The following is a 19,768-nucleotide window of genomic DNA, read 5'->3' on the forward strand; positions in this document are numbered from 1 at the left end:
TTGAATAATTGGAATAGATACTAAATAATTGTTTAAAACGGTGCTTGCCGTATAGGGTGAGCCTTCTCCCATGCAGCTTGTTGTACAGCATCAACGGCTTGCCCTTTAAACAACATGATTCTCATGCCGCGTTCATCCCCTCTATGATGTAAAGAACGCGCGCATTGATGGGGAAATAGCTGAACCGTTATATTTTTTATTAGGCGGCTGTGTCCAAAGGGAGCAAACCAATTAATGAACCACATGCAATCACCACTGTTCCAATCTTGGTTCTGCAGCAAGCTGTCGTTCGATTCCAGGTAACGTGATTGAGCCGCCTCATCGAAGTAGGCCCACGTGATATAACCCAGAGGTTGGGCATGGCGGCTAAACAAGGCAAACTGGCCATTTTTCAATACGGGCAATACCCAAGCAGCCATTTCGTTGATAGGGCTGTTGCAATAGGCTTTTGATTTCATCCACAACCAGGTAATAGCGCCAAAAACCTCTGCTTCATTCCAAATTTCATCAGGAAACAGGCTCGGAGCAACAACATCTATATCTTCAAATTTCATTTATCTGCTTTTCATTAAAACGAATAATTCAAACTGAATCCCAATGCCGTATTGGCCGTTTGAAAGCCGGCGGGCTTTTTAAACGGCTTGCTGGCGAACACATCGTAATAAAGCTGGCCGCTGGCCTTGATTTGCCCTTTAAGACCGACCACGCCGCCGGCGAGAGTTTGACCGAGCAATTTCGGCGCGGATGGCCCAGACACATGGCCGACATCGGCACCGATATACGCCAAATGTCCCGGCCGGTATTGCCAGCTCAGATCGTTGCGCCAATACCAGCCACGCTCGGCCGCCAGGGTCATCTCGCCATCGAAGCCACGCACGGTGTATCGCCCGCCGATGGCAAGTTTGTCCAGCTGTATCAGCGGCGATTTGTTCCATTGGGCATGTACGGCGGTGTCGTAGGCCAAAGTCTGTTTGCCGATGGAGAAGGGTAGGTTGAGATCGGCATCGGCAGTGAGGATTTTCATGCGCGAAGTGCCTTCGCCGACGGCTTCTTCAGGCGCACGCAAGCTGTTGGCCCCGCCGGTACCGCGTTTGTAGGCCGCACCAAGGTTGAGGGTGGCATTGCCGATGTATTCCTTGTGGCTCAGATTGAGTCCCCAACCGGCGGTTTTGCGGCGCTGTACGGGAATTTCAGCATCATTGATGAAACTGTGTGATTCCTGCTTCCACAGTTTCAAACCGGCATGACTTTTACGGTGGGCATCCCGGTAAAGCAGGCGGGTGACGCCGATGTCGGTATTGAAGCGCTCACCGTTGTAATCATAGTTTTCACTATCGCCGGCCACCGCCTGATGGTAGCGGTAACGGCTGTGGTTGAACGCCCACAGCCAGTTGCCGAACGGCACTGAATAATGTGCCGCCAGCGATTTGCTGCCGCTGCCGGTGGTGTGGCCGTCGTTATCGGTGTAGCTGGCTTTATGGCCCAAATCGCGGCCGTATGAAAGATAGAACAAATCGCTCAAACCAAACGGGTTGTCGGCCGAGAAGGTCACATTGGCCTGGTATTTGCCGGTTTCCTTACTGCCGCTGTCGTCAACGCTGAAACTCAGGCGGTAGGGCAGAGGGCGCTGCTGCCATTGCACCACCACGTCGCTTTGGTCGGGGGCTGCTGCCGGTTCGATGCGGATGTCGGCTTCCGCAGTGGGTATACGTTTGAGATTTTCCAGCCCTTGCTCCAGATCACGGAGATTGAGAATTTGGCCGTTTGAAATAGGAAATTCGTTCTGAAAGTTTGCAATGCGTCCTGCGGTATTATTGCTGTTTTCATTTCCTTGCACATATAGTTTGCCTATACGTCCGGGGACAACAGTTAAGGTCAGGATACTGTTATTTAAGTCTTGCGGGGCAGCCAAAATGCGGGTGGTGATATAACCCTTGCCGATTAATGTATTTTGGGTAGATGACATTATGCGGTTGATTCCTTGTGCCCCCAAGCACATACCGGATTTAAATCCGAGAGAATCTAATGACTTTTTGAGGTCTGCTTGAAATTGCTGTGCACTATCGCCATCAAGCAATACTTGTTGGATGTGGAAGCATGGAGACTCCTCCTCCGGCAGGGTTGTTGCAGGTGATTGTATTTTTCTATCTAAACGTACATCTTGGCTAGGCTGCCATTGTTGCTGTTGCTGGTCGATGCGCAGCTGTTCGCGCAAAAAATGATTTTGTTGTACTTCGGCGGCTTGATGTTCTGATTCTGCAGCGATGGGAGCCGAAAAAAGAGTTGTTGGTAAGGTAAGGGTGACTAAAGCTGTTGCTAAGGGTTTGATTTTAGAGTTTAGCGTTTTCATATTTATTAAATAAACTTATCTGGTTGTTAGATATATTTTATTTGTAAAAATAATTTAACATTAAGTGGAGCTGAAATGCTGAACCAGGTAATAAAAGGTTAAAACTTAGTAATGGGCGGTATTGGGAAGTCGCGATTTCATTTTCAGTAAGAGAACTTATTTATTGTTTTATTTAAATCTTAACAGACTCGCCGTAAGACTATTGGTATCTCTAATTGAAACTGGCTGTGGATTTTCAAAAAATTGAAATACTTGAAGTTTATAGGGTTCTAGCCATTATTTTCAGACGGCTGTTTGATGATACCTGTTGCAGATCCTTATGCACATGATATTAGGTTACAAAAAACCGCTGTAATATACAGCGGTTTTTTAGTAAGAAGCCCGTATTTAGGCTAGTTTGCCATGGCACTGCTTATATTTTTTGCCGCTACCGCAAGGGCAGGGATCGTTGCGGTGGATAAGTTGGCCTCGAGCTGCTAATGCTTCCGGGCTGAAATCGTTACCTGTCGGATCGAAAGCTTCGGTAGCCAAATTGTCGCGCGATTCTCCCAAAACTTCCGCCATAGCAGGTGCACCGGAATGGATTTCTTGTATGTCACTAATTTCCTGCGGTTGTGTTTCCGCAATGATGTCTTCGGTACGCTCTATTTGAACAGAGGTTAGCAATGAGGCAACGTTGTGCTTGATGCTGCTCCATAAGTTTTCAAACATTGAAAAAGCTTCGCGCTTGTATTCTTGTTTGGGGTTTTTCTGTGCGTAACCGCGCAGATGGATGCCTTGGCGTAAGTAGTCCATAGCGGCTAAATGTTCGCGCCAGTTGCTGTCGATAACTTGCAACATAACGTTGCGTTCGAAGCCGCTCATGGTTTGCTCGCCGACAATTTCTACTTTTTCGGCATATTCACGTTCTACTTGCTCTATCAGGCGGGCTTTGATATCCGGATTATCTAAGGTTTTTTCTGCTGAGAGCCAACCTTGAATATCGGCGTGAACGCGGAATTCGCCTGCTAATTGGGCTTCAAGTGCGGGAATATCCCATTGCTCCTCCATGCTGTCAGGCGGCATATGCAAATCGACCAAGTCACCGATTACCTCTTCACGGATACTCTTAGCCAGCTCGGTTACGTTGTGATTGGTTAGGATTTCGTTTCGTTGGTGGTAAATCACTTTACGCTGGTCATTCGCAACGTCGTCATATTCCAATACTTGTTTGCGCATATCGAAATTGCGGCCTTCAACTTTGCGTTGTGCCCCTTCGATTTGGCGTGTTAACAGGCCGTGTTCAATGGCAACGCCGCGCTCGGGTGCGAGGCGGTTGAGAATGGCAGCAGCACGGTCAAGTGCAAACAGGCGAAGTAAAGGATCTTCAAACGAAAGGTAGAAGCGGCTTGAACCGGGATCTCCTTGACGGCCGGCACGACCGCGCAGTTGATTGTCGATACGGCGGCTTTCGTGGCGCTCCGTTCCGATGATGTGCAGGCCGCCGGCAGCCAATACTTTTTGATGCTCTTCTTCCCAACCGGCTTCCAGCGCGGCGATACGGGAGGCTTTTTCTTCATCGCTCAGGCTGTTGTCGACCATGATGGCATCGGATTGGTGTTTGACGTTGCCGCCCAATACAATGTCGGTACCGCGTCCGGCCATATTGGTGGCTACGGTAATCATGCCGGATTTGCCCGCTTGTGCCACGATCAGTGCTTCACGTTCGTGCTCTTTGGCATTTAAGACGTTGTGAGGTAATCCCTCACGATTTAGAAGCTGGGATACGAGTTCGGAGTTTTCGATACTGGTGGTGCCCACCAATACGGGCTGACCGGCTTCATAACAGCGTTTGATATCGGCGACGACGGCTTCGTATTTTTCTTCTGCACTTCTGAAGATTTGGTCGTTGGCATCTTTGCGCTGCATCGGACGGTTGGTCGGGATAATAACCGTTTCCAAGCCATAGATGCTTTGGAACTCAAATGCTTCGGTATCGGCTGTGCCGGTCATGCCGGCAAGTTTGTCGTAGAGACGGAAATAATTTTGGAAGGTAATTGAAGCCAGTGTTTGGTTTTCACGTTTGATTTCTACGCCTTCTTTTGCTTCTACGGCTTGATGTAAGCCCTCGGACCAGCGGCGTCCTGCCATCAGACGGCCTGTAAATTCATCGACAATAACGATTTCGCCGTCTTGGATAACGTAATGCTGGTCTTTGTGGAACAGGCTGTGTGCGCGTAATGCGGCCATCAGATGGTGCATCAGCATAATATTGGCAGCGGAATATAGGGAATCGCCTTCTTGTAACAGGCCGATTTTTACCAAAATATCTTCGGCATGCTCATGGCCTGCTTCGCTCAGGATAACCACATGGCTTTTTTCGTCCACCCAGTAATCGCCTTCACCTTCTTCGGTTTCTTGGCGGGTAAGCATGGCGGGTACTTTATCCATGACTTGATAAAGTTGTACGTTATCATCGGCTTGGCCGGAGATAATCAGCGGTGTACGCGCTTCGTCGATTAAGATTGAATCGACTTCGTCTACTACGGCAAATGACAGTTCGCGCTGAACCTTATCGTATTGGTCGGTAACCATGTTGTCGCGCAGGTAGTCGAAACCGAATTCATTATTGGTGCCGTAGGTTATATCGGCGTTGTAAGCGGTTTGGCGATGGAAAGGCTCCATATCAGCCACAATCACGCCTACGCTTAAGCCTAAGAAGTTATACAGTGGCTCCATGATGCTGGCATCGCGGCGGGCAAGATAGTCGTTGACGGTTACGACATGTACGCCTTTTCCGGATAGGGCATTCAAATAGACGGGGAGGGTGGCAACCAGTGTTTTGCCTTCGCCTGTACGCATTTCTGCAATTTTACCGTCGTGCAATACCATGCCGCCGATCAGCTGTACATCGAAATGACGCATGCCGAGCACGCGTCGGGAAGCTTCGCGGCAAACGGCGAAAGCTTCTTCGAGAATATCGTTAAGTGTTGCGCCATCGGCCAAGCGTTGTTTGAATTCGGCGGTTTTGGCTTGAAGCGCTTCATCGCTGAGTGCTTGGATTTCGGCTTCGCGGGCATTGATTCGATTAACTGTTTTACGGTATTGTTTGAGCAGACGGTCGTTACGGCTGCCAAAGACTTTTTTGGCTAATTTTGTAAGCATATATGGATTTCCTGCGCCAGAGTTAAAGTTGGCAATCAACTGCCGATTTTAACACAAACGCTGCGTTTTAAGGGACAATGCTGACAGATATGGCGGCCGAGCGGCCGGATTTCAATTCTGGGAATATAACTTTTCCCAGATCTTCGCCCGTCGAAGGGTATCGGATACGGATCAGTATTATGGATTTAGACCAAATCGGTAGGCGTAATACCGGAGCGGTAGAACACACCCGGTTAAAGAGCTTGATTGCGCAGGCACGTTATTGGCATAGACTGCATAGCCGGGTAAGTGAGATTCTTCCGGCCAATTTACGTCCTTATGTTCAGACGGCATGTATTGAAGAAGGTTGTTTGGTATTGTTGGCAACCAATAATATGGCGGCGTCACGTTTGAAAATGTTGATGCCGGGGCTATTGCCACAGTTGCGGCAGTTGGATAGCCGTATAGAGAGGGTGCGGGCACGTTTGATACCGCAGCCGCCCCAGGCGTTAAGAGAAAACCGCTTGCAGATGAGCAAAGCGGCTTTGGATGGTTTCAGCCGCACAGCCAGACAGTTACAGCATCATCCGGAGCTGGCTGAGGCTTTGCAAAAGTTGGTGTGGCGTCGGAAAAATACGGCTGGGTAATTTCTAGAATATTGAATATATTTTAAAAATTTATCTTATTGATGGAGTGTTAATGCTATTTGAGTAAGATTGTGCGGATTCATACTTATTGTATTGTGTTATGCATGTGTAAATTTATGTCGTTTTATTTTGATATAAGACAAAACTGATACACAATACATAGACCATATGACATATCGGTTTGGCCGAAACTGCTATGGTTGGAAACCAATCGACGGATAAGGTATGGCTTGCTGCTAAAAACCGAGCTTTTGTATTGCGTTTCTCAGCTAACCCGTCCCTGTTTTAGGGAAATCTAGAAATACCAAGGAGTATATTATGAAAGTTTATCTGGCTATGATTTCCGCTGCTGCATTAGGCTTGGCTGCCTGTTCGCAAGAAGCTCCGAAATCTGCCGAAACAGCAGCACCTGCTACCGAGGCTTCAGCAGCAGCTTCTGCTCCGGTAGCAGAAACCGCACCTGCATCAGCCCCGGCTGCTGCATCATCAGCGGTTCCGGCAACTGCGGCAGCCTCTGATGCGGCGTGCAGTACGGTTGTCGAAGCAACTGATGCGATGAAATACAATGTATCTGAAATTAATATTAGCAAAGCTTGCCCGAAATTCTCTATTACTTTGAAACATGTAGGTACGATTCCGAAAGCGGCAATGGGACACAATCTTGTGATTGCGAAAACGGAAGATGTTGACGGCGTGGTTCAAGAAGGTGCGGGTGCGGGTGCCGACAATAACTTTATTAAGGCGGATGATACCCGTGTAATCGCCCACAGTAATTTGGTGGGTGGCGGTGAGGAAACTACCATCACGGTTGATACCGGCAAATTCTCGGCGGGCAACCAATATGAGTTTTTCTGTACGTTCCCCGGCCATGTGTCGATGATGCGCGGCAAGGTGAATTTGACTGATTAATATGCTTTAAATCAATTGAGAGGCCGTCTGAAATTTTCAGACGGCCTTTTTATGGTTTGGGTAGTAGGAGATTTTACAGTTTATTTTTAAAACTTATATTCTAAAGAGCTGGTCTTTTTATATCTTGCCCGTGGTGGAGTTTTATAGTCGGCGGCAGAATTTTATCGGCTGTACGGATAGGTATGCAAATTCGGGCGGTGCTAGGAAGAATATGGATATTCGCTGCTTTATATTGTGCGGTTGTGTTGTTTGATTTAACACAAAGCAGCCAAAGCATATCCGTATCATACTGAACACCGTTGCGAATGCTTGCTATCAGGGTTATTTTTATTGGGAAAGTATTCCGTGTTCTCAAAGGAGTAAGATTATGAAAACTTATTTGGCTATGATTTCCGCTGCCGTACTGGGTTTGGCAGCCTGTTCCCAAGAGGCTCCCAAATCTGCTGAAACCACAGCGCCCGCTGCCGAATCTCCGGCATCGGTCGCAATGGCCGCCTCTGCTGAAACCGCATCTGTCGCGGCGGCAGATGCGGCTTGTAGTACGGTTGTGGAATCTGATGACGCTATGAAGTTTAATGTGTCGGAAATCAATATCAGTAAAGCTTGCCCGCAATTCTCGATTACGCTGAAGCATGTGGGCAAAATGCCCAAAGCGGCAATGGGGCATAATATTGTGATTAGTAAGGCCGAAGATGTGGATGCTGTGGTGAAAGAATCTGCCGCAGCAGGTGCCGATAACGAATTTGTAAAAACCGATGATGCTCGTGTGATTGCACACAGTAGCTTGATCGGTGGCGGTGAGGAAACTACGTTTACGGTTGACACCGGTAAATTCGCAGCCGGAAACCAGTATGAATTTTTCTGCTCATTCCCCGGCCACGCAGCCATGATGCGCGGCAAGGTGAATCTGACGGAATAATAGGCAGTATACATAAAAACACTTACGGGGCCTCAAAAAAATGCCTGCAGGATAATGCGGGCATTTTTTGTTGCATAGCTTGCCAAACGGGAAAATATGGAAAAGATATGGATATATACACCTTATTATTTGATGATGCCGTCTGAAAAATGCGTATTCAGACGGCTTTTTAAAGATTGTTAGGTAATAGTGGGGGCGATGTATTTTGGTTGCAGGTGTTGGCCGTCGAAGTAGATAAATTAATTTTCCACTAACGAGCCGCCTGCCGTGTCGGCTTTATGCTCTGAATATTCAGGTAATGCTTCCTGGCGGTTTTGGGCTTGTTCGATTAGGGATTTTTCTAATTGCTTGCTGGCTTTCGCTCCCAATTTGTAAAGTTTTTGGGCGCGATTTACCAGATTGCCCCTGCCTTCAGAAAGTTGCTTATAGGCAGCCTGATATTGGCTTTGTGCCTGCTCCAGGTTTTTACCTATATTTTCCAGTGTGCCGACAAAACCGACGAATTTGTCATATAACTTGCCGCCCTCTTCGGCAATCGCAAGTGCGTTTTGGTTTTGCTGCTCATTACGCCAAATATTGGCTACAGTCCGTAAAGTAGCCAGCAGGGTACTGGGGCCGACCAGCATGATGCGTTTGTCGAAGCATTCTTGAAATAGGGTATTGTCGTGTTGAAGAGCCAACAGATAAGCGGGCTCGACTGGAATGAACATAAAAATGAAGTCGAGGGTATTGATACCTTCGATGTTGCTGTATTGTTTGAGGGAAAGCCCTTTGATGTGCGCGCGGATGCTGGCGACGTGTGCCGCCAAGTGCTGTTTGGCTTCGCTACTGTCGGCAGCTTGGGTATGGCGCACATAAGATGTCAGGGATACTTTGCTGTCGATAATGATTTGTTTGTTGTCGGGCAGGTTGACGAGAATATCGGGTTGCAGCCGGCGTGTGCTGCCGTCTTCTTCCGTACGTGTGCCTGCAGCCTGGACAATATATTCACGGCCTTTGAGTAGGCCCGAATTTTCTAATACCGTTTCGAGTATCATTTCGCCCCAGTTGCCTTGGGTTTTGTTTTGAGTGCCGGTGAGGGCTTGGGTAAGTGCTTGGGCGTCATTATGCAGTTGCGTGTTGAGGTTTTGCAGGCGTTTGAGTTCGTTTTCGAGAGTTAACCGTTCTTTGGCTTCTTTTTCGTAAGTATTTTGTACCAATTGGCTGAATTGCCCCATCCGTTCATTGAGCGGATTGAGCAACCGGTTGAGGCTTTCGGTATTTTGTTCGTTGAATTTTTTGGTTTTTTCTTCGAGTATGCTGTTGGCGAGATTTTGGAATTGGTCGCTTAAGCTGGTGCGCGCCTCGGTAAGTAAGGCGAGCTTTTCTTCGTGGGCAATACGGTCTTGCTCAATGCGGGTGGCAAGGCCTTCATTGCGGACTTGCTCTTCGGCCAACTGCCGGCGTAATTCTGTCGCTTCGGCTTGTAGAACGCCGAATTCTGTATCCCGCTGTTGTCGCGCTTGGTTGACCAGTGCGGTTTTTTCTTCGTACGCCAGCCGCTCTTGTTGGATTTGGGTGTGCAGCCGCTCGTTACTAACTTGCAGGGCGGAATAGGTTTGCTGTAATTCTTGGTAGTCTTCTTTCAGACGGCCGTATTCATTGTTGTGGGCTTGCAGATTTTCAACTTGTTGGGTAGCGGCGGCAAGACGGCTATGTACATCTTGTATTTGTGATTGTAGCTCGTGAACAAGTTTACGGCTTTCTTGGAGTTCGGTTTGTAGGCCGGGCATTTGGGCGGCGATGGTTTCAGCCGCAGCAAGAGCGGTTTGGCTGTGCCGGTATTGTTGTTGCAGCTCTGCCAGTTCGGCTTCTGCCGAGGTGCGTGTTTTCTCGGAGAATTGGTATTGTTGGTTCAGTTCGGTAAGGCGGTTGTTGAGTTGTGCGGTTTCGGTTTGATGTTTGTTACGCAGTACCAGCCAAACAAGTAATGCACTCAGTGCGGCTGCGGCAAGGGCTGTGAAGACTAGGATAATAGGGGCTGAATCGGTCATGTTTGTGAGATAAGATTGGGTTGGTAAAGGTTTTTTATTATAGCTTATCGCGGATAAACGTTTAGGGCTTTATCAGTAATGAAATATGGTCAGTTTGATTGGATAAATTAAATAAAATGCCGTCTGAATTTTCAGACGGCATTTGTTTTTTAGGCTTTTAAGTAGCAATCCTATACCGGTTAAGCGGTTTTTAGTTTGCTGTTTGCATCGCGTAGTGCGGTACGCAGGCCTTCTTCGATCACAGGATGATAGAAAGGCATATCGAGCATTTGTGCGATGGTCATTTTTTGCTGGTGTGCCCAAGCCAGCAGATGCGCAAGGTGTTCGGCTGCGGGTCCGACGATTTCGGCGCCGAGGAATAGTCCGCTGCCTTGTTCGGCGTAAACGCGCATGTGGCCTTTATTAACCAGCATCACACGGCTGCGGCCTTGATTGCGGAAGGATACTTCGCCGATGGCAACGTCATCCTGATTGGGATATTGGGCTTGGATTTGGGCAAATTTCAGACCGATGCTGGCAATTTGCGGGCTGGTAAAGACTACGCCGATAGGGCTGCGCCGTAAACCATTGCGGATTTCGGGGTAAGTACCCGCGTTTTCCCCGGCAATTTTGCCTTGGTCGCTGGCCTCATGCAGCAGCGGCAGTTGGTTGGACGCGTCTCCGGCGATAAAAATGTGGGGAATGCTGGTTTGCATGGTGAGACGGTCGGCTTTGGGAACACCGCGTTCGTCTAACTCAATATTGAGGTTTTCCAAGCCGATTTGGTCGGTGTTGGGGCGGCGGCCTACTGCGGCCAGCAGGTAATCGGCGGTAAATACACCGCTTTCGCTGCCTTCGCTCCATTGTACTTCTACTTTACCTTCGCTATTGAGTTTTACGTCGGTCTTGGCATCCAGATTCATAGTGAGCTCTTCGCCGAATACGGCTTTGGCCTCTGCAAGTACCACAGGATCGGAAATGCCGCCGAGCATACCGCCCAAGCCGAAGATGTGTACGCGAACTCCTAAGCGGTGCAGTGCTTGGCCGAGCTCCAAACCGATAACGCCGGGGCCGAATACGGCGACGCTTTCGGGCAGCGTATTCCAAGAGAAAACGTCATCGTTAATAATCAGCTTGTCGCCCAAGCCTTGCCATTGAGGGAGAATAATCGGGCGCGAGCCGGTAGCAATGACGATGCGGTCGGCAGTGGTTTGGGTATGGTCGTCGATTTGAACGGTGTGTTCATCGATGAATTTTGCCGCACCGATGATGCGTTTATCGGCCGGCCATTCTTCTACGTCGCTCACTACGAAACCGACAAAGCGGTCGCGTTCGGATTTAACGCGGTTCATAACTTCTTCACCGTTGACTTCAATACTGGTTTTGTCCAGATGTACGCCGAACGGGTCGGTATGCAAGGCATGATGGCGGGCTTCGGCTGCGGCAATCAGTAATTTGGAAGGCATACAGCCTACGCGTGCGCAAGTGGTGCCGAATGCATGGCTTTCAATTAAATAAACATTGTCGGTGTGCAGGCGCGCGTTGCGGAATGCGCCCATGCCGGCGGTGCCGCCGCCGATAACTACTACGTCTGCTTGGATTTTTTTCATTCTGTTTCCTTGGGCGGCCGTTTCAGACGGCATCGCTTTGTTGGTATGGGATTATTTCGGCTTTGTATTATCATTTTAAACTTAAGAAATCAAAAGATTATTTAAGGCCTTGCTATCGGCAGGGTAGTTAAAAGCAATTTGTAAAGCCGGATATAAAAAGAGTTACCCGCCTGCCTTAGGATGCCCTGTGACTATGCGGATAACCCTTGATTAATCAGGTTGTTGAAACAGCCTGATTTTTCGGTTTGCATTAACGGTATTAAACGTTGGCCAAGTAAGCTGCCAAATCTTCGCTGCCGCCGATATATTTGCCGCCGATGAATACTTGCGGAGCGGTAGCTTTACCGGTAATAGCGCGTACAGATACGATGCTGGCGTCTTTACCCAATACGATTTCTTCGTAAGCCAAGCCTTTTTCTTCCAAAGCGGCTTTAGCTTTGGCACAGAATTGGCAGCCGGGTTTGGTGAAGATAGCGATGGATTCTTGCGGTTTCCATTCGGGGGCAATGTGTTTCAGCATGGTGTCGGCATCTGATACTTCGAAGGGGTCACCTTCTTTTTCAGGTTCGATGAACATTTTTTCGATTACGCCGTCGTTTACCAGCATAGAGTAACGCCAAGAGCGTTTACCGAAGCCCAGGTTGTTTTTGTCAACCAACATGCCCATGCCTTCGGTGAATTCGCCGTTGCCGTCGGGGATCATCACGATGTTGTCAGACTCTTCGTCGGCAGCCCAAGCATTCATTACGAAAGTGTCGTTTACTGATACGCACAAGATGCTGTCTACACCGTTTTCTTTAAACGCGTTGGCCAACTCGTTGTAGCGGGGAAGGTGGGTAGAAGAGCAGGTGGGGGTGAATGCGCCCGGCAGAGAGAATACGACTACTTTTTTGCCGCTGAACAATTCATCGGTAGTAACGTCTTTCCAAGAATCGCCTACGCGGGTGTGGAAGGTGCAGCTCGGTACTTTTTGACCGGTACGATCTACTAAAGCCATGTGATTACTCCTAATCGTTAAAAAGGTTGGAACAACTATATTGATTTCACGCTTTGCATTATAGCGTCTATCGGTGGGGGTGTTAATTTACACTTCAAATGATTGTTATTATGAAAAGCTATATATATTTAAAATTTGATTGGATTTGTTTGTTGGGGCGATGTATCCGTATGCGTGTGGGCGACCGGGCTGTCGGTCATCACTTTGCTACGGACAAAGTTTTCGGAAATTTCTTTGAGTTGGAAACGGTCTGCTCCGGGATATTGTTCGGGCATGAGGGGAGCGTCAAAATCGATACGGATGCATAGGCCGGGCATGGAAACTATACGCCAAAGAGAGCGGAAAAGGTTTGTTTTGCCTGCATACGAGGCGGTGGTGGTGCGTTGCCCGGTATGATCATAATAGCGTAAAGCAATACTTTGAATCGGTACGTTGCTGTCGATGGCGGCTTGGAATAATGCGGCTTTGAAAGGTAAAACATCAATACCCAGTGAAGTGCGCGCCTCAGGAAAGAAGCTGACATTCAAACCATGCCGAAGGGCGTCGTTAACTGCTTGTTTGGCCGGTTCGATATCGCGGCGGGAGTCGCGGTTGATGAATACTGTGCCGGCATTTCGTCCCATTTTGCCTAATATGGGCCAGCCGCTGATTTCTTTTTTTGCAATGAAACTGCTTGGATAGACTGCGCTGATGGCAAAAATATCCAACCATGAAATATGGTTGGCGGCAACTAATGCACCTGTCCCTTGCAGCATTCGGGGCGGTGCTCCGATTTCAAGGCGGATATCCATGGCTGCCAAAGCACCGCTACCTAGACGGATCAATACCTGTTCCCGCCCGGCAGCATCGTCGCTTTTTACATTGCGCAGGTCGCGACCGGTACGGAACAACCAACATGCCATACGGCATAAACGGGTGATACGTTTGGTAAGAGGGGCTTTTTGTTTGGACATGGCGCCGAAATTAGGTTTTTTAATCTAATCTTAAATTATATTACAAGTTTGTTGGGTGTGCAGACTAAATCTGATTTGGCTTGGGAACAGTATTGTTTGGAGTATATATAGACATATATGGAATACGGCTAAGATTTCAGACGGCATTTTTGAAAATGAAACATAAATCTGGCAGATGGCAAATAAAAATACAAGAATAAGCTTCGGGCTTGTTTTGTTTTCGTACCTTTTTATTTGGGGCCGTCTGAAAAGCAAGCCGATAAGCGCGCATATCAACTATGATTTTATAGTTTATGCTTTCCGGCATGCAGTCTGCGGGCAGGCTTTGGATTGTATGCCGGTGAAGGATGGTGAAAAGCGCTTTATGAAGGCTGTGGTAATTTTATACGGGGTTTTGTGTTGCCTTTTATCGTGCCGCTAATACAGAAGGGGTAAGTGCGGCTTTGAGCTTGACGTTATATCCGCCTTCTTCTGTTGCTTTGATTTGAAGCCACCAGAATCCTCCTTTTTTGTATGACCAATATTGTTTGTCGGACCAATCGCCATTGAATAAAAAAGCGGTTAGCTCGCCCAACCAAGGCTGGTGGCCGACAATGACAACGGTTTCATCGTTATGGATACTTTCTAATAGCCGGGGGAGCGTGCGGGCATCGGTTTCCGGATTGAGGCGGGAAAGCGACAAATAATCCTCCCTCAGATAAGAAGCGGTTTGCCGGCTGCGTTCTGCTTGTGATGCCCATAATTGATAATTGGGAGGCAGGTGTCGGTTTAGCCAGGCGGCCATTTGTTTGGCTTGTTTGCATCCTTTGTCGGTCAGACGGCGTTCCAGATCGGGTGGCCCGTATTCGGCTTCGGCATACCGCCATAAAATAAGATCCATTTTTATTCTCTTTAAAGTATCCGCTAATCGTATTGTGATTATAGCGTGCTTTTCAGGCGGCCTATATAATGCGGCGCATGGATAATTTATTAAATTGGCAGGCTTCTTTGCCGGATGTTTTTTTTACTCCCGAAGTGGCAGTCGCACAATCTTTGACGGCGGCCTTGCGCAGTTTGGGGGCGGAATTTTCAGTGCGGCTGCTGTATCTTGGGAATGTGGGTTTTGATCCGGTTTTTGCAGGTGGTTTGCAAGAGCAGGGTAAAAATAATTGGTTTGCCCGCGATGTTTTATTGTGTTTGAACGGCACACCGGTAGTGTGGGCACGTAGTATGTGTCATGAAGGTGCAGATAGATGGTCGGCATTACTTGATTGTGGTACCCAACCTTTGGGGGAACGTTTGTTTGGCGGCTCTCTGCCCTTGATCCGTACGTCTTTCGAATACGCAAGTATACCGCCTGCCCGGTTGCCGCAAGATTTGGTTGCGCAGGAGGTATTGGCAAGGCGTTCGTTTTTTGATTGGGAAGGGCAAACACTTGGTTTGGCAGAATGCTTTTTACCTGCTTTGTCTCAGTTTTTACCGGCCAAGCCACAATAAGTTTGCTGGCGGCTTAGTTTGCATTATGAAAAGCTGTTTTTATAATTAAGGCGCCGGGTGCTAAATTTAAGACATAGGATCAATATGTGGTAGATGGAATGTAAAAGCCATATAATGCCCGATTGCCTGGAATATGCTTTCATTGCTCAAATATATTTCTATAATATTGATATAAAATTTTCAGACGGCCTTATGAAAACCAACTCCTTTACTTTAACTTTCCATGGAAAAGAATATTAAAAGACTATTACTGCGGTTTCTGCCCCGTTATGCGGTTGGCAGAATATCGGTGTATGCGCGTCTGATGCGTATCGAGAAGCCTATTGGTACGTTGCTTTTATTGTGGCCGACGCTTTGGGCGCTATGGATTGCGGCAGAAGGTATGCCCGATTGGCCTATTTTGTTTGCCTTCGTTTGCGGTACTTTTTTAATGCGCAGTGCGGGATGCGTCATTAATGATTTTGCTGACCGTGATATAGACGGGGCGGTTGAGCGTACAAACCAAAGGCCGTTTGCCAAAGGTTTGGTTACCAAAAGCGAAGCTTTGCTGTTGGTGTTGATATTGTGTTTGTTGGCAGCCTTGTGTTTGTTGCCTTTAAACGCGCTGACGTGGCTGATGAGCCTGCCTGCACTGTTTCTGGCGATGACTTATCCCTTTACCAAAAGATTCTTTCCCTTGCCGCAACTCTATCTCGGTTTGGCCTTTTCATTCGGTATTCCTATGGCTTTCGCAGCGGTAAGCGCGGATGTACCTCATTTGGCATGGTTGCTTTTTGTGGCTAATGTGTTTTGGACATTGGCTTACGACACTGTTTATGCCATGGTTGATAAAGAAGATGATCTTAAAATAGGCATTAAAACGTCAGCCATTACATTTGGCGATTATGATGTTGCGGCGGTGATGTTATGTCATTTCTGGTTTACTGCTTTGATGGCTGTTTTAGGGTGGCAGATTGGAGCAACATGGCCTTATTGGGTGGTTTTACCGATTGTCGTTTACTGGCAATGGCATCAGTATCGGACGATTAAGACGCGTGATCGGGGAGCATGTTTCCGTATATTTTTAGAAAATAACCGGATAGGCCTGCTTTGGTTTGTGGGTATTGTTTTACATTATGCTTTCAAACTTTAAATGGATCCGTTTGCGGCCGCCTAAGGTGCCGAAGTTGAGTTTTAAAGCACTTTTTAAATTATAGATGATTGATTTATTTTTGGAATTGTGCTGATTATGTTGCCGTTGCAAATGTAAAATACTTTGCAAAGATTGAGATTTAAAACAACACTCGGTACAATCAGCGATTGTTTTGCTTACTTACTAAAGAGAAGTTCTATGAGCCTTATCGGCGAAATTTTGCCCATCTCCCATATTTTATTAGATTTGGAAGTTAGCAGTAAAAAACGTCTGTTCGAACAGGTGGGTCTGCTGTTGGAAAATGAGGCCGGTTTGGCACGGGCGGATGTTTTCGATTGTCTTTTTGCCCGTGAAAAACTAGGTACTACCGGCTTGGGGCAGGGCGTTGCCATCCCCCACGGTCGTCATGCTTCTGTGAAAAAAGCTGTCGGTGCGTTTATCCGTACCAAAGAACCGGTTGCTTTCGATGCGCCTGACGGTAAGCCTGTTTCGCTTGTTTTCGTATTGTTGGTGCCTGAAAATGCGACGGGCCAGCACCTCGAAGTTTTGTCTAAGCTGGCGGGCAAATTTTCACAAAAAGCAGTACGGGAAGCCTTGATGACGGCAACCGATCCCACAGAGGTACAGCACCTGCTAACCGAAGAGTAAATATCATGCCGAGTGTTTCTGTCCGCCGCCTGTATCAAGATAATCAAACCAAATTGCAGTTGGCTTGGGCAGCCGGTACGGCAGGTGCCGACAACCGCATCGGCGTAGAGGCCGACAAGCCCGTTTTGGCGCTGGTCGGCCATTTGAATTTTATCCATCCCAATCAAGTGCAAGTATTAGGTGTTGCCGAAGTCGATTATCTGCAGCGCGTTGAGAACGGTGATATCTCATACAGTTTCGACCAATTGTTTGATTTTCCGATGTCGCTGGTGATTGTCGCTAATGGCCTGCCTGTGCCGCCTATTTTGCGTGATTATTGCCATACCCATAATGTACCGCTGCTGACTTCCAAGCTGGAAAGCCCATATCTAATGGATGTGTTGCGGATTTATCTGCAGCGAACTTTGGCTGTTTCCACGGTAAAGCACGGTGTGTTTTTGGATGTATTCGAAGTGGGAGTGTTGATTACAGGGCAATCGGGCTTAGGTAAGAGTGAGCTGGCTTTGGAATTGATCTCACGAGGACATAGCTTGATTGCAGATGATGCGGTGGAGCTTTACCGAACAGGCCCGGAAACATTGGACGGACGCTGTCCGCCGATGTTGCGTGATTTCTTGGAAGTACGCGGTTTAGGGGTGTTGAATATCCGCCATATTTTTGGCGAAACCTCTATCCGACCTAAAAAAATACTTCAATTAATCATCAATCTGGTTGCAGCTGATGATGAGTATATGAAGCGGCTCGACAGATTGAGTATCCGTACCGAAACCGAATCCATCTTAGATGTAAGTGTACGTTCGGTGACTCTGCCGGTAGCGATAGGTCGAAACCTTGCTGTTTTGGTAGAAGCTGCGGTGCGGAACTATATCTTGCAATTACGGGGTAAAGACAGCACCAAAGAATTTCTCGAACGCCATCAAACTATGTTAAAAGAAGACGAACTCAACCATGAAAATAGTTCTAATTAGCGGTCTTTCCGGTTCGGGGAAATCGGTTGCGCTAAGATTATTGGAAGATTTAGGTTATTTTTGTGTCGATAATCTTCCGCTCAAACTTTTACCCTCACTTATTCTTTACCATATCGGTGAAGAGACTGTAGAAAATTTAGGGATCAGTGTCGATATCCGTTCACGCATTGATTTGTGTGAAGCACGAAAGCATATTGAAAATCTTCGAAACCAGGGCCATGAAGTCGAAGTGCTGTTTTTGGAGGCTGAGGAAGGCGTATTGGTACGGCGTTTTTCCGAAACACGCAGAAGCCACCCCCTATCCGGTCAAAATCTCACACTGTTGGAAAGTTTGAATCAAGAAAGGCAAGCCCTATCGCCGCTTAGAGAAATAGCATACTGCATTGATACTTCTAAGATGAATGCCCAACAGTTGCGTTATACCGTACAGCAATGGTTGCAAATCCAGCGTAAGGGCTTATTGGTTATTTTGGAATCTTTCGGTTTCAAATACGGCGTGCCGACCAACGTCGATTTCTTATTCGATATGCGCAGCCTGCCTAATCCCTATTATGATCCTGAATTAAGGCCGTTTAACGGCATGGATAAAGAAATTCAAGATTATCTTGATGCCCAGCCTTTAGCGGGTGAAATGCTTGAGGATATCAACTTATTTCTTTCCCGTTGGTTGCCGAGAATGCAGATAGAAAGCCGTAGTTATGTCACCATAGGCATCGGTTGTACTGGTGGCCAGCATCGTTCGGTTTATATGGTTGAGCGCTTGGCGGAACGGCTTTCCGGTCAGTATGAACTTCTGGTACGCCACCGCCAGGCACAGAATTTAGCCATGCGTTAAACAGTATGGAATCGTTATTGCTTTGAAAAGTTAAAAGCTTAGAAATACAATCTGCTATAATGCAGTTTTATTTTCAGGCAGCCTTGGTGCTGCCTGAAATACATTATTCTTTTCCGAGATATTTTCAGACGGCCTATTGGTTTGATAACTCAATAAAAGCCAAAAATAACCTGGCCTAATGGGCCTCTGCCAATTATGAAATAAAAAATTAAAGAGAACAATATGGCAATCCAATGGTATCCCGGCCACATGCACAAGGCCAAAAAAGCCATTATTGAAAGGCTTAAAAGTGTTGATATGGTGATCGAGGTACTCGATGCCCGGTTGCCGGCTTCCAGCGAAAATCCGCTGTTGGCAAAGCTTTCAGCCGATAAACCAAAATTGAAAATTTTAAATAAACAGGATTTGGCGGATCCGGAGCGTACCGCTGTGTGGCTGGCTGAGTTTCAAAGCCGTCCTAATACCAATGCGATTGCGCTGGATGCCTCAGACCGAGGGGCAGCTGCCAAATTAATTGAAGCCTGCCGAAAGTTGGTGCCAAACCGTAAAGGTGTCGACAAGCCGTTGAGGGTATTGATTTGCGGTATCCCAAATGTGGGCAAATCTACCTTGATTAACGGTATGCTGGGTAAAAAGTCAGCCAAAACGGGTAATGAACCCGGGATTACTAAAGCCGAGCAACGTTTGTTTTTGGCCGATGATTTTTGGCTGTACGATACGCCGGGAATGCTATGGCCTAAAATCATTGTAGAGGAAAGCGGTTATAATCTGGCTGCCAGCGGTGCGGTGGGGCGTAATGCTTTGGATGAGGAAACCGTAGCACTTGAGCTTTTGGACTATCTGCGCCGTCATTATTTGTCGTTGTTGCAGGAGCGTTACCAAGCCGATAGAGATGCAAGCAGCCACTGGCGTGATGACGAGTGGTTGGAATGGATAGGACGTAAACGCGGCGCATTATTGCCGGGCGGGCGCATCAACTACCAAAAAGCCGCCGAAAATACGTTAACTGATTTTCGCGACGGCCAAATCGGCCGCATTACTTTGGAAACGCCGCAACAGTGGGAAAATTGGTTGAAAAAAGCCCGGCAGTACGAGGCGGCGTTAAAAGCCGAACGCGAGGCTAGAAAAGCGGCGCGTAAAGGTCAACCCCTGCAAGAGCATTAAATGTTAATTTGATGAAACAATATTT

17 protein-coding genes are annotated in these 19,768 nt (G+C 47.5%); 9 read left to right on the forward strand and 8 right to left on the reverse strand.

Annotated elements, in window-relative coordinates; genetic code table 11:
• Positions 1-32: 32 nt before the first annotated feature.
• The 3 genes from ACEPPX_RS06960 to secA all read right to left on the reverse strand — a co-directional run bounded on the left by ACEPPX_RS06960 (position 33) and on the right by secA (position 5,494).
• Positions 33-554, reverse strand: coding sequence for a toxin-activating lysine-acyltransferase (locus ACEPPX_RS06960; protein WP_416623465.1), 522 nt, complete (start codon positions 552-554; stop codon positions 33-35).
• Between the two features lie 14 nt (positions 555-568).
• Positions 569-2,350, reverse strand: coding sequence for a ShlB/FhaC/HecB family hemolysin secretion/activation protein (locus ACEPPX_RS06965; protein ID WP_416623466.1), 1,782 nt, complete (start codon positions 2,348-2,350; stop codon positions 569-571).
• A gap of 387 nt (positions 2,351-2,737) precedes the next feature.
• Entirely contained in the window at positions 2,738-5,494 is a 2,757-nt protein-coding gene (secA, locus tag ACEPPX_RS06970; RefSeq protein WP_416623467.1) for a preprotein translocase subunit SecA, read from the reverse strand.
• Between the two features lie 179 nt (positions 5,495-5,673).
• On the opposite strand from secA, the gene ACEPPX_RS06975 reads away from it, so the two are divergent.
• From ACEPPX_RS06975 to azu (ACEPPX_RS06985), 3 genes are all read left to right on the forward strand, one after another.
• On the forward strand, positions 5,674-6,120 hold the full coding sequence (locus tag ACEPPX_RS06975; RefSeq protein ID WP_416623468.1) for a DciA family protein: 447 nt from the start codon (positions 5,674-5,676) through the stop codon (positions 6,118-6,120).
• Between the two features lie 318 nt (positions 6,121-6,438).
• Positions 6,439-7,029 (forward strand): azurin, encoded by a 591-nt coding sequence (gene azu, locus ACEPPX_RS06980; protein ID WP_047760658.1) that lies wholly within the window; start codon positions 6,439-6,441, stop codon positions 7,027-7,029.
• Positions 7,030-7,396: 367 nt separating this feature from the next.
• Positions 7,397-7,948, forward strand: coding sequence for an azurin (azu, locus tag ACEPPX_RS06985; protein WP_416623469.1), 552 nt, complete (start codon positions 7,397-7,399; stop codon positions 7,946-7,948).
• 239 nt (positions 7,949-8,187) lie between these two features.
• On the opposite strand, the gene rmuC is transcribed toward azu (ACEPPX_RS06985), so the two are convergent.
• The 5 genes from rmuC to ACEPPX_RS07010 form a co-directional block, all read right to left on the reverse strand.
• The gene (gene rmuC / locus ACEPPX_RS06990) at positions 8,188-9,720 is read right to left on the reverse strand and encodes a DNA recombination protein RmuC (protein WP_416623514.1); all 1,533 of its coding nucleotides are present in this window, start codon (positions 9,718-9,720) and stop codon (positions 8,188-8,190) included.
• Between the two features lie 440 nt (positions 9,721-10,160).
• Entirely contained in the window at positions 10,161-11,570 is a 1,410-nt protein-coding gene (locus tag ACEPPX_RS06995) for a dihydrolipoyl dehydrogenase (protein WP_416623470.1), read from the reverse strand.
• Positions 11,571-11,829: 259 nt separating this feature from the next.
• Positions 11,830-12,567 (reverse strand): glutathione peroxidase, encoded by a 738-nt coding sequence (locus ACEPPX_RS07000; protein WP_047760655.1) that lies wholly within the window; start codon positions 12,565-12,567, stop codon positions 11,830-11,832.
• A gap of 128 nt (positions 12,568-12,695) precedes the next feature.
• Positions 12,696-13,520: a 1-acylglycerol-3-phosphate O-acyltransferase gene (locus ACEPPX_RS07005; protein WP_416623471.1), complete on the reverse strand. Its 825-nt coding sequence runs from the start codon at positions 13,518-13,520 to the stop codon at positions 12,696-12,698.
• A 406-nt stretch (positions 13,521-13,926) separates the two neighbouring features.
• Positions 13,927-14,400: a SixA phosphatase family protein gene (locus ACEPPX_RS07010; RefSeq protein WP_416623472.1), complete on the reverse strand. Its 474-nt coding sequence runs from the start codon at positions 14,398-14,400 to the stop codon at positions 13,927-13,929.
• A 77-nt stretch (positions 14,401-14,477) separates the two neighbouring features.
• Here ACEPPX_RS07010 and ACEPPX_RS07015 point away from each other — a divergent pair, with 77 nt between their 5' ends.
• The 6 genes from ACEPPX_RS07015 (at position 14,478) to ylqF (ending at position 19,743) form a co-directional block, all read left to right on the forward strand.
• On the forward strand, positions 14,478-14,996 hold the full coding sequence (locus ACEPPX_RS07015; protein ID WP_416623473.1) for a chorismate--pyruvate lyase family protein: 519 nt from the start codon (positions 14,478-14,480) through the stop codon (positions 14,994-14,996).
• A gap of 223 nt (positions 14,997-15,219) precedes the next feature.
• Positions 15,220-16,128: a 4-hydroxybenzoate octaprenyltransferase gene (ubiA, locus tag ACEPPX_RS07020; protein WP_416623474.1), complete on the forward strand. Its 909-nt coding sequence runs from the start codon at positions 15,220-15,222 to the stop codon at positions 16,126-16,128.
• A gap of 198 nt (positions 16,129-16,326) precedes the next feature.
• Positions 16,327-16,776: a PTS IIA-like nitrogen regulatory protein PtsN gene (gene ptsN, locus ACEPPX_RS07025; RefSeq protein WP_047760651.1), complete on the forward strand. Its 450-nt coding sequence runs from the start codon at positions 16,327-16,329 to the stop codon at positions 16,774-16,776.
• A gap of 5 nt (positions 16,777-16,781) precedes the next feature.
• Positions 16,782-17,744, forward strand: a complete 963-nt coding sequence (gene hprK, locus ACEPPX_RS07030; RefSeq protein WP_047760650.1) for an HPr(Ser) kinase/phosphatase — start codon at positions 16,782-16,784, stop codon at positions 17,742-17,744.
• A complete protein-coding gene (gene rapZ, locus ACEPPX_RS07035) occupies positions 17,725-18,579 on the forward strand; it encodes an RNase adapter RapZ (protein WP_047760649.1) in 855 nt (284 codons plus the stop codon). The genes hprK and rapZ overlap by 20 nt, the downstream gene beginning before the upstream one ends.
• Positions 18,580-18,801: 222 nt before the next feature.
• Positions 18,802-19,743, forward strand: a complete 942-nt coding sequence (gene ylqF / locus ACEPPX_RS07040) for a ribosome biogenesis GTPase YlqF (protein WP_416623475.1) — start codon at positions 18,802-18,804, stop codon at positions 19,741-19,743.
• The last annotated feature ends 25 nt before the right edge of the window (positions 19,744-19,768 follow it).

The organism is Neisseria sp. S1 (genome assembly GCF_048060015.1).
GTDB classification, from domain to species: domain Bacteria; phylum Pseudomonadota; class Gammaproteobacteria; order Burkholderiales; family Neisseriaceae; genus Neisseria; species Neisseria arctica.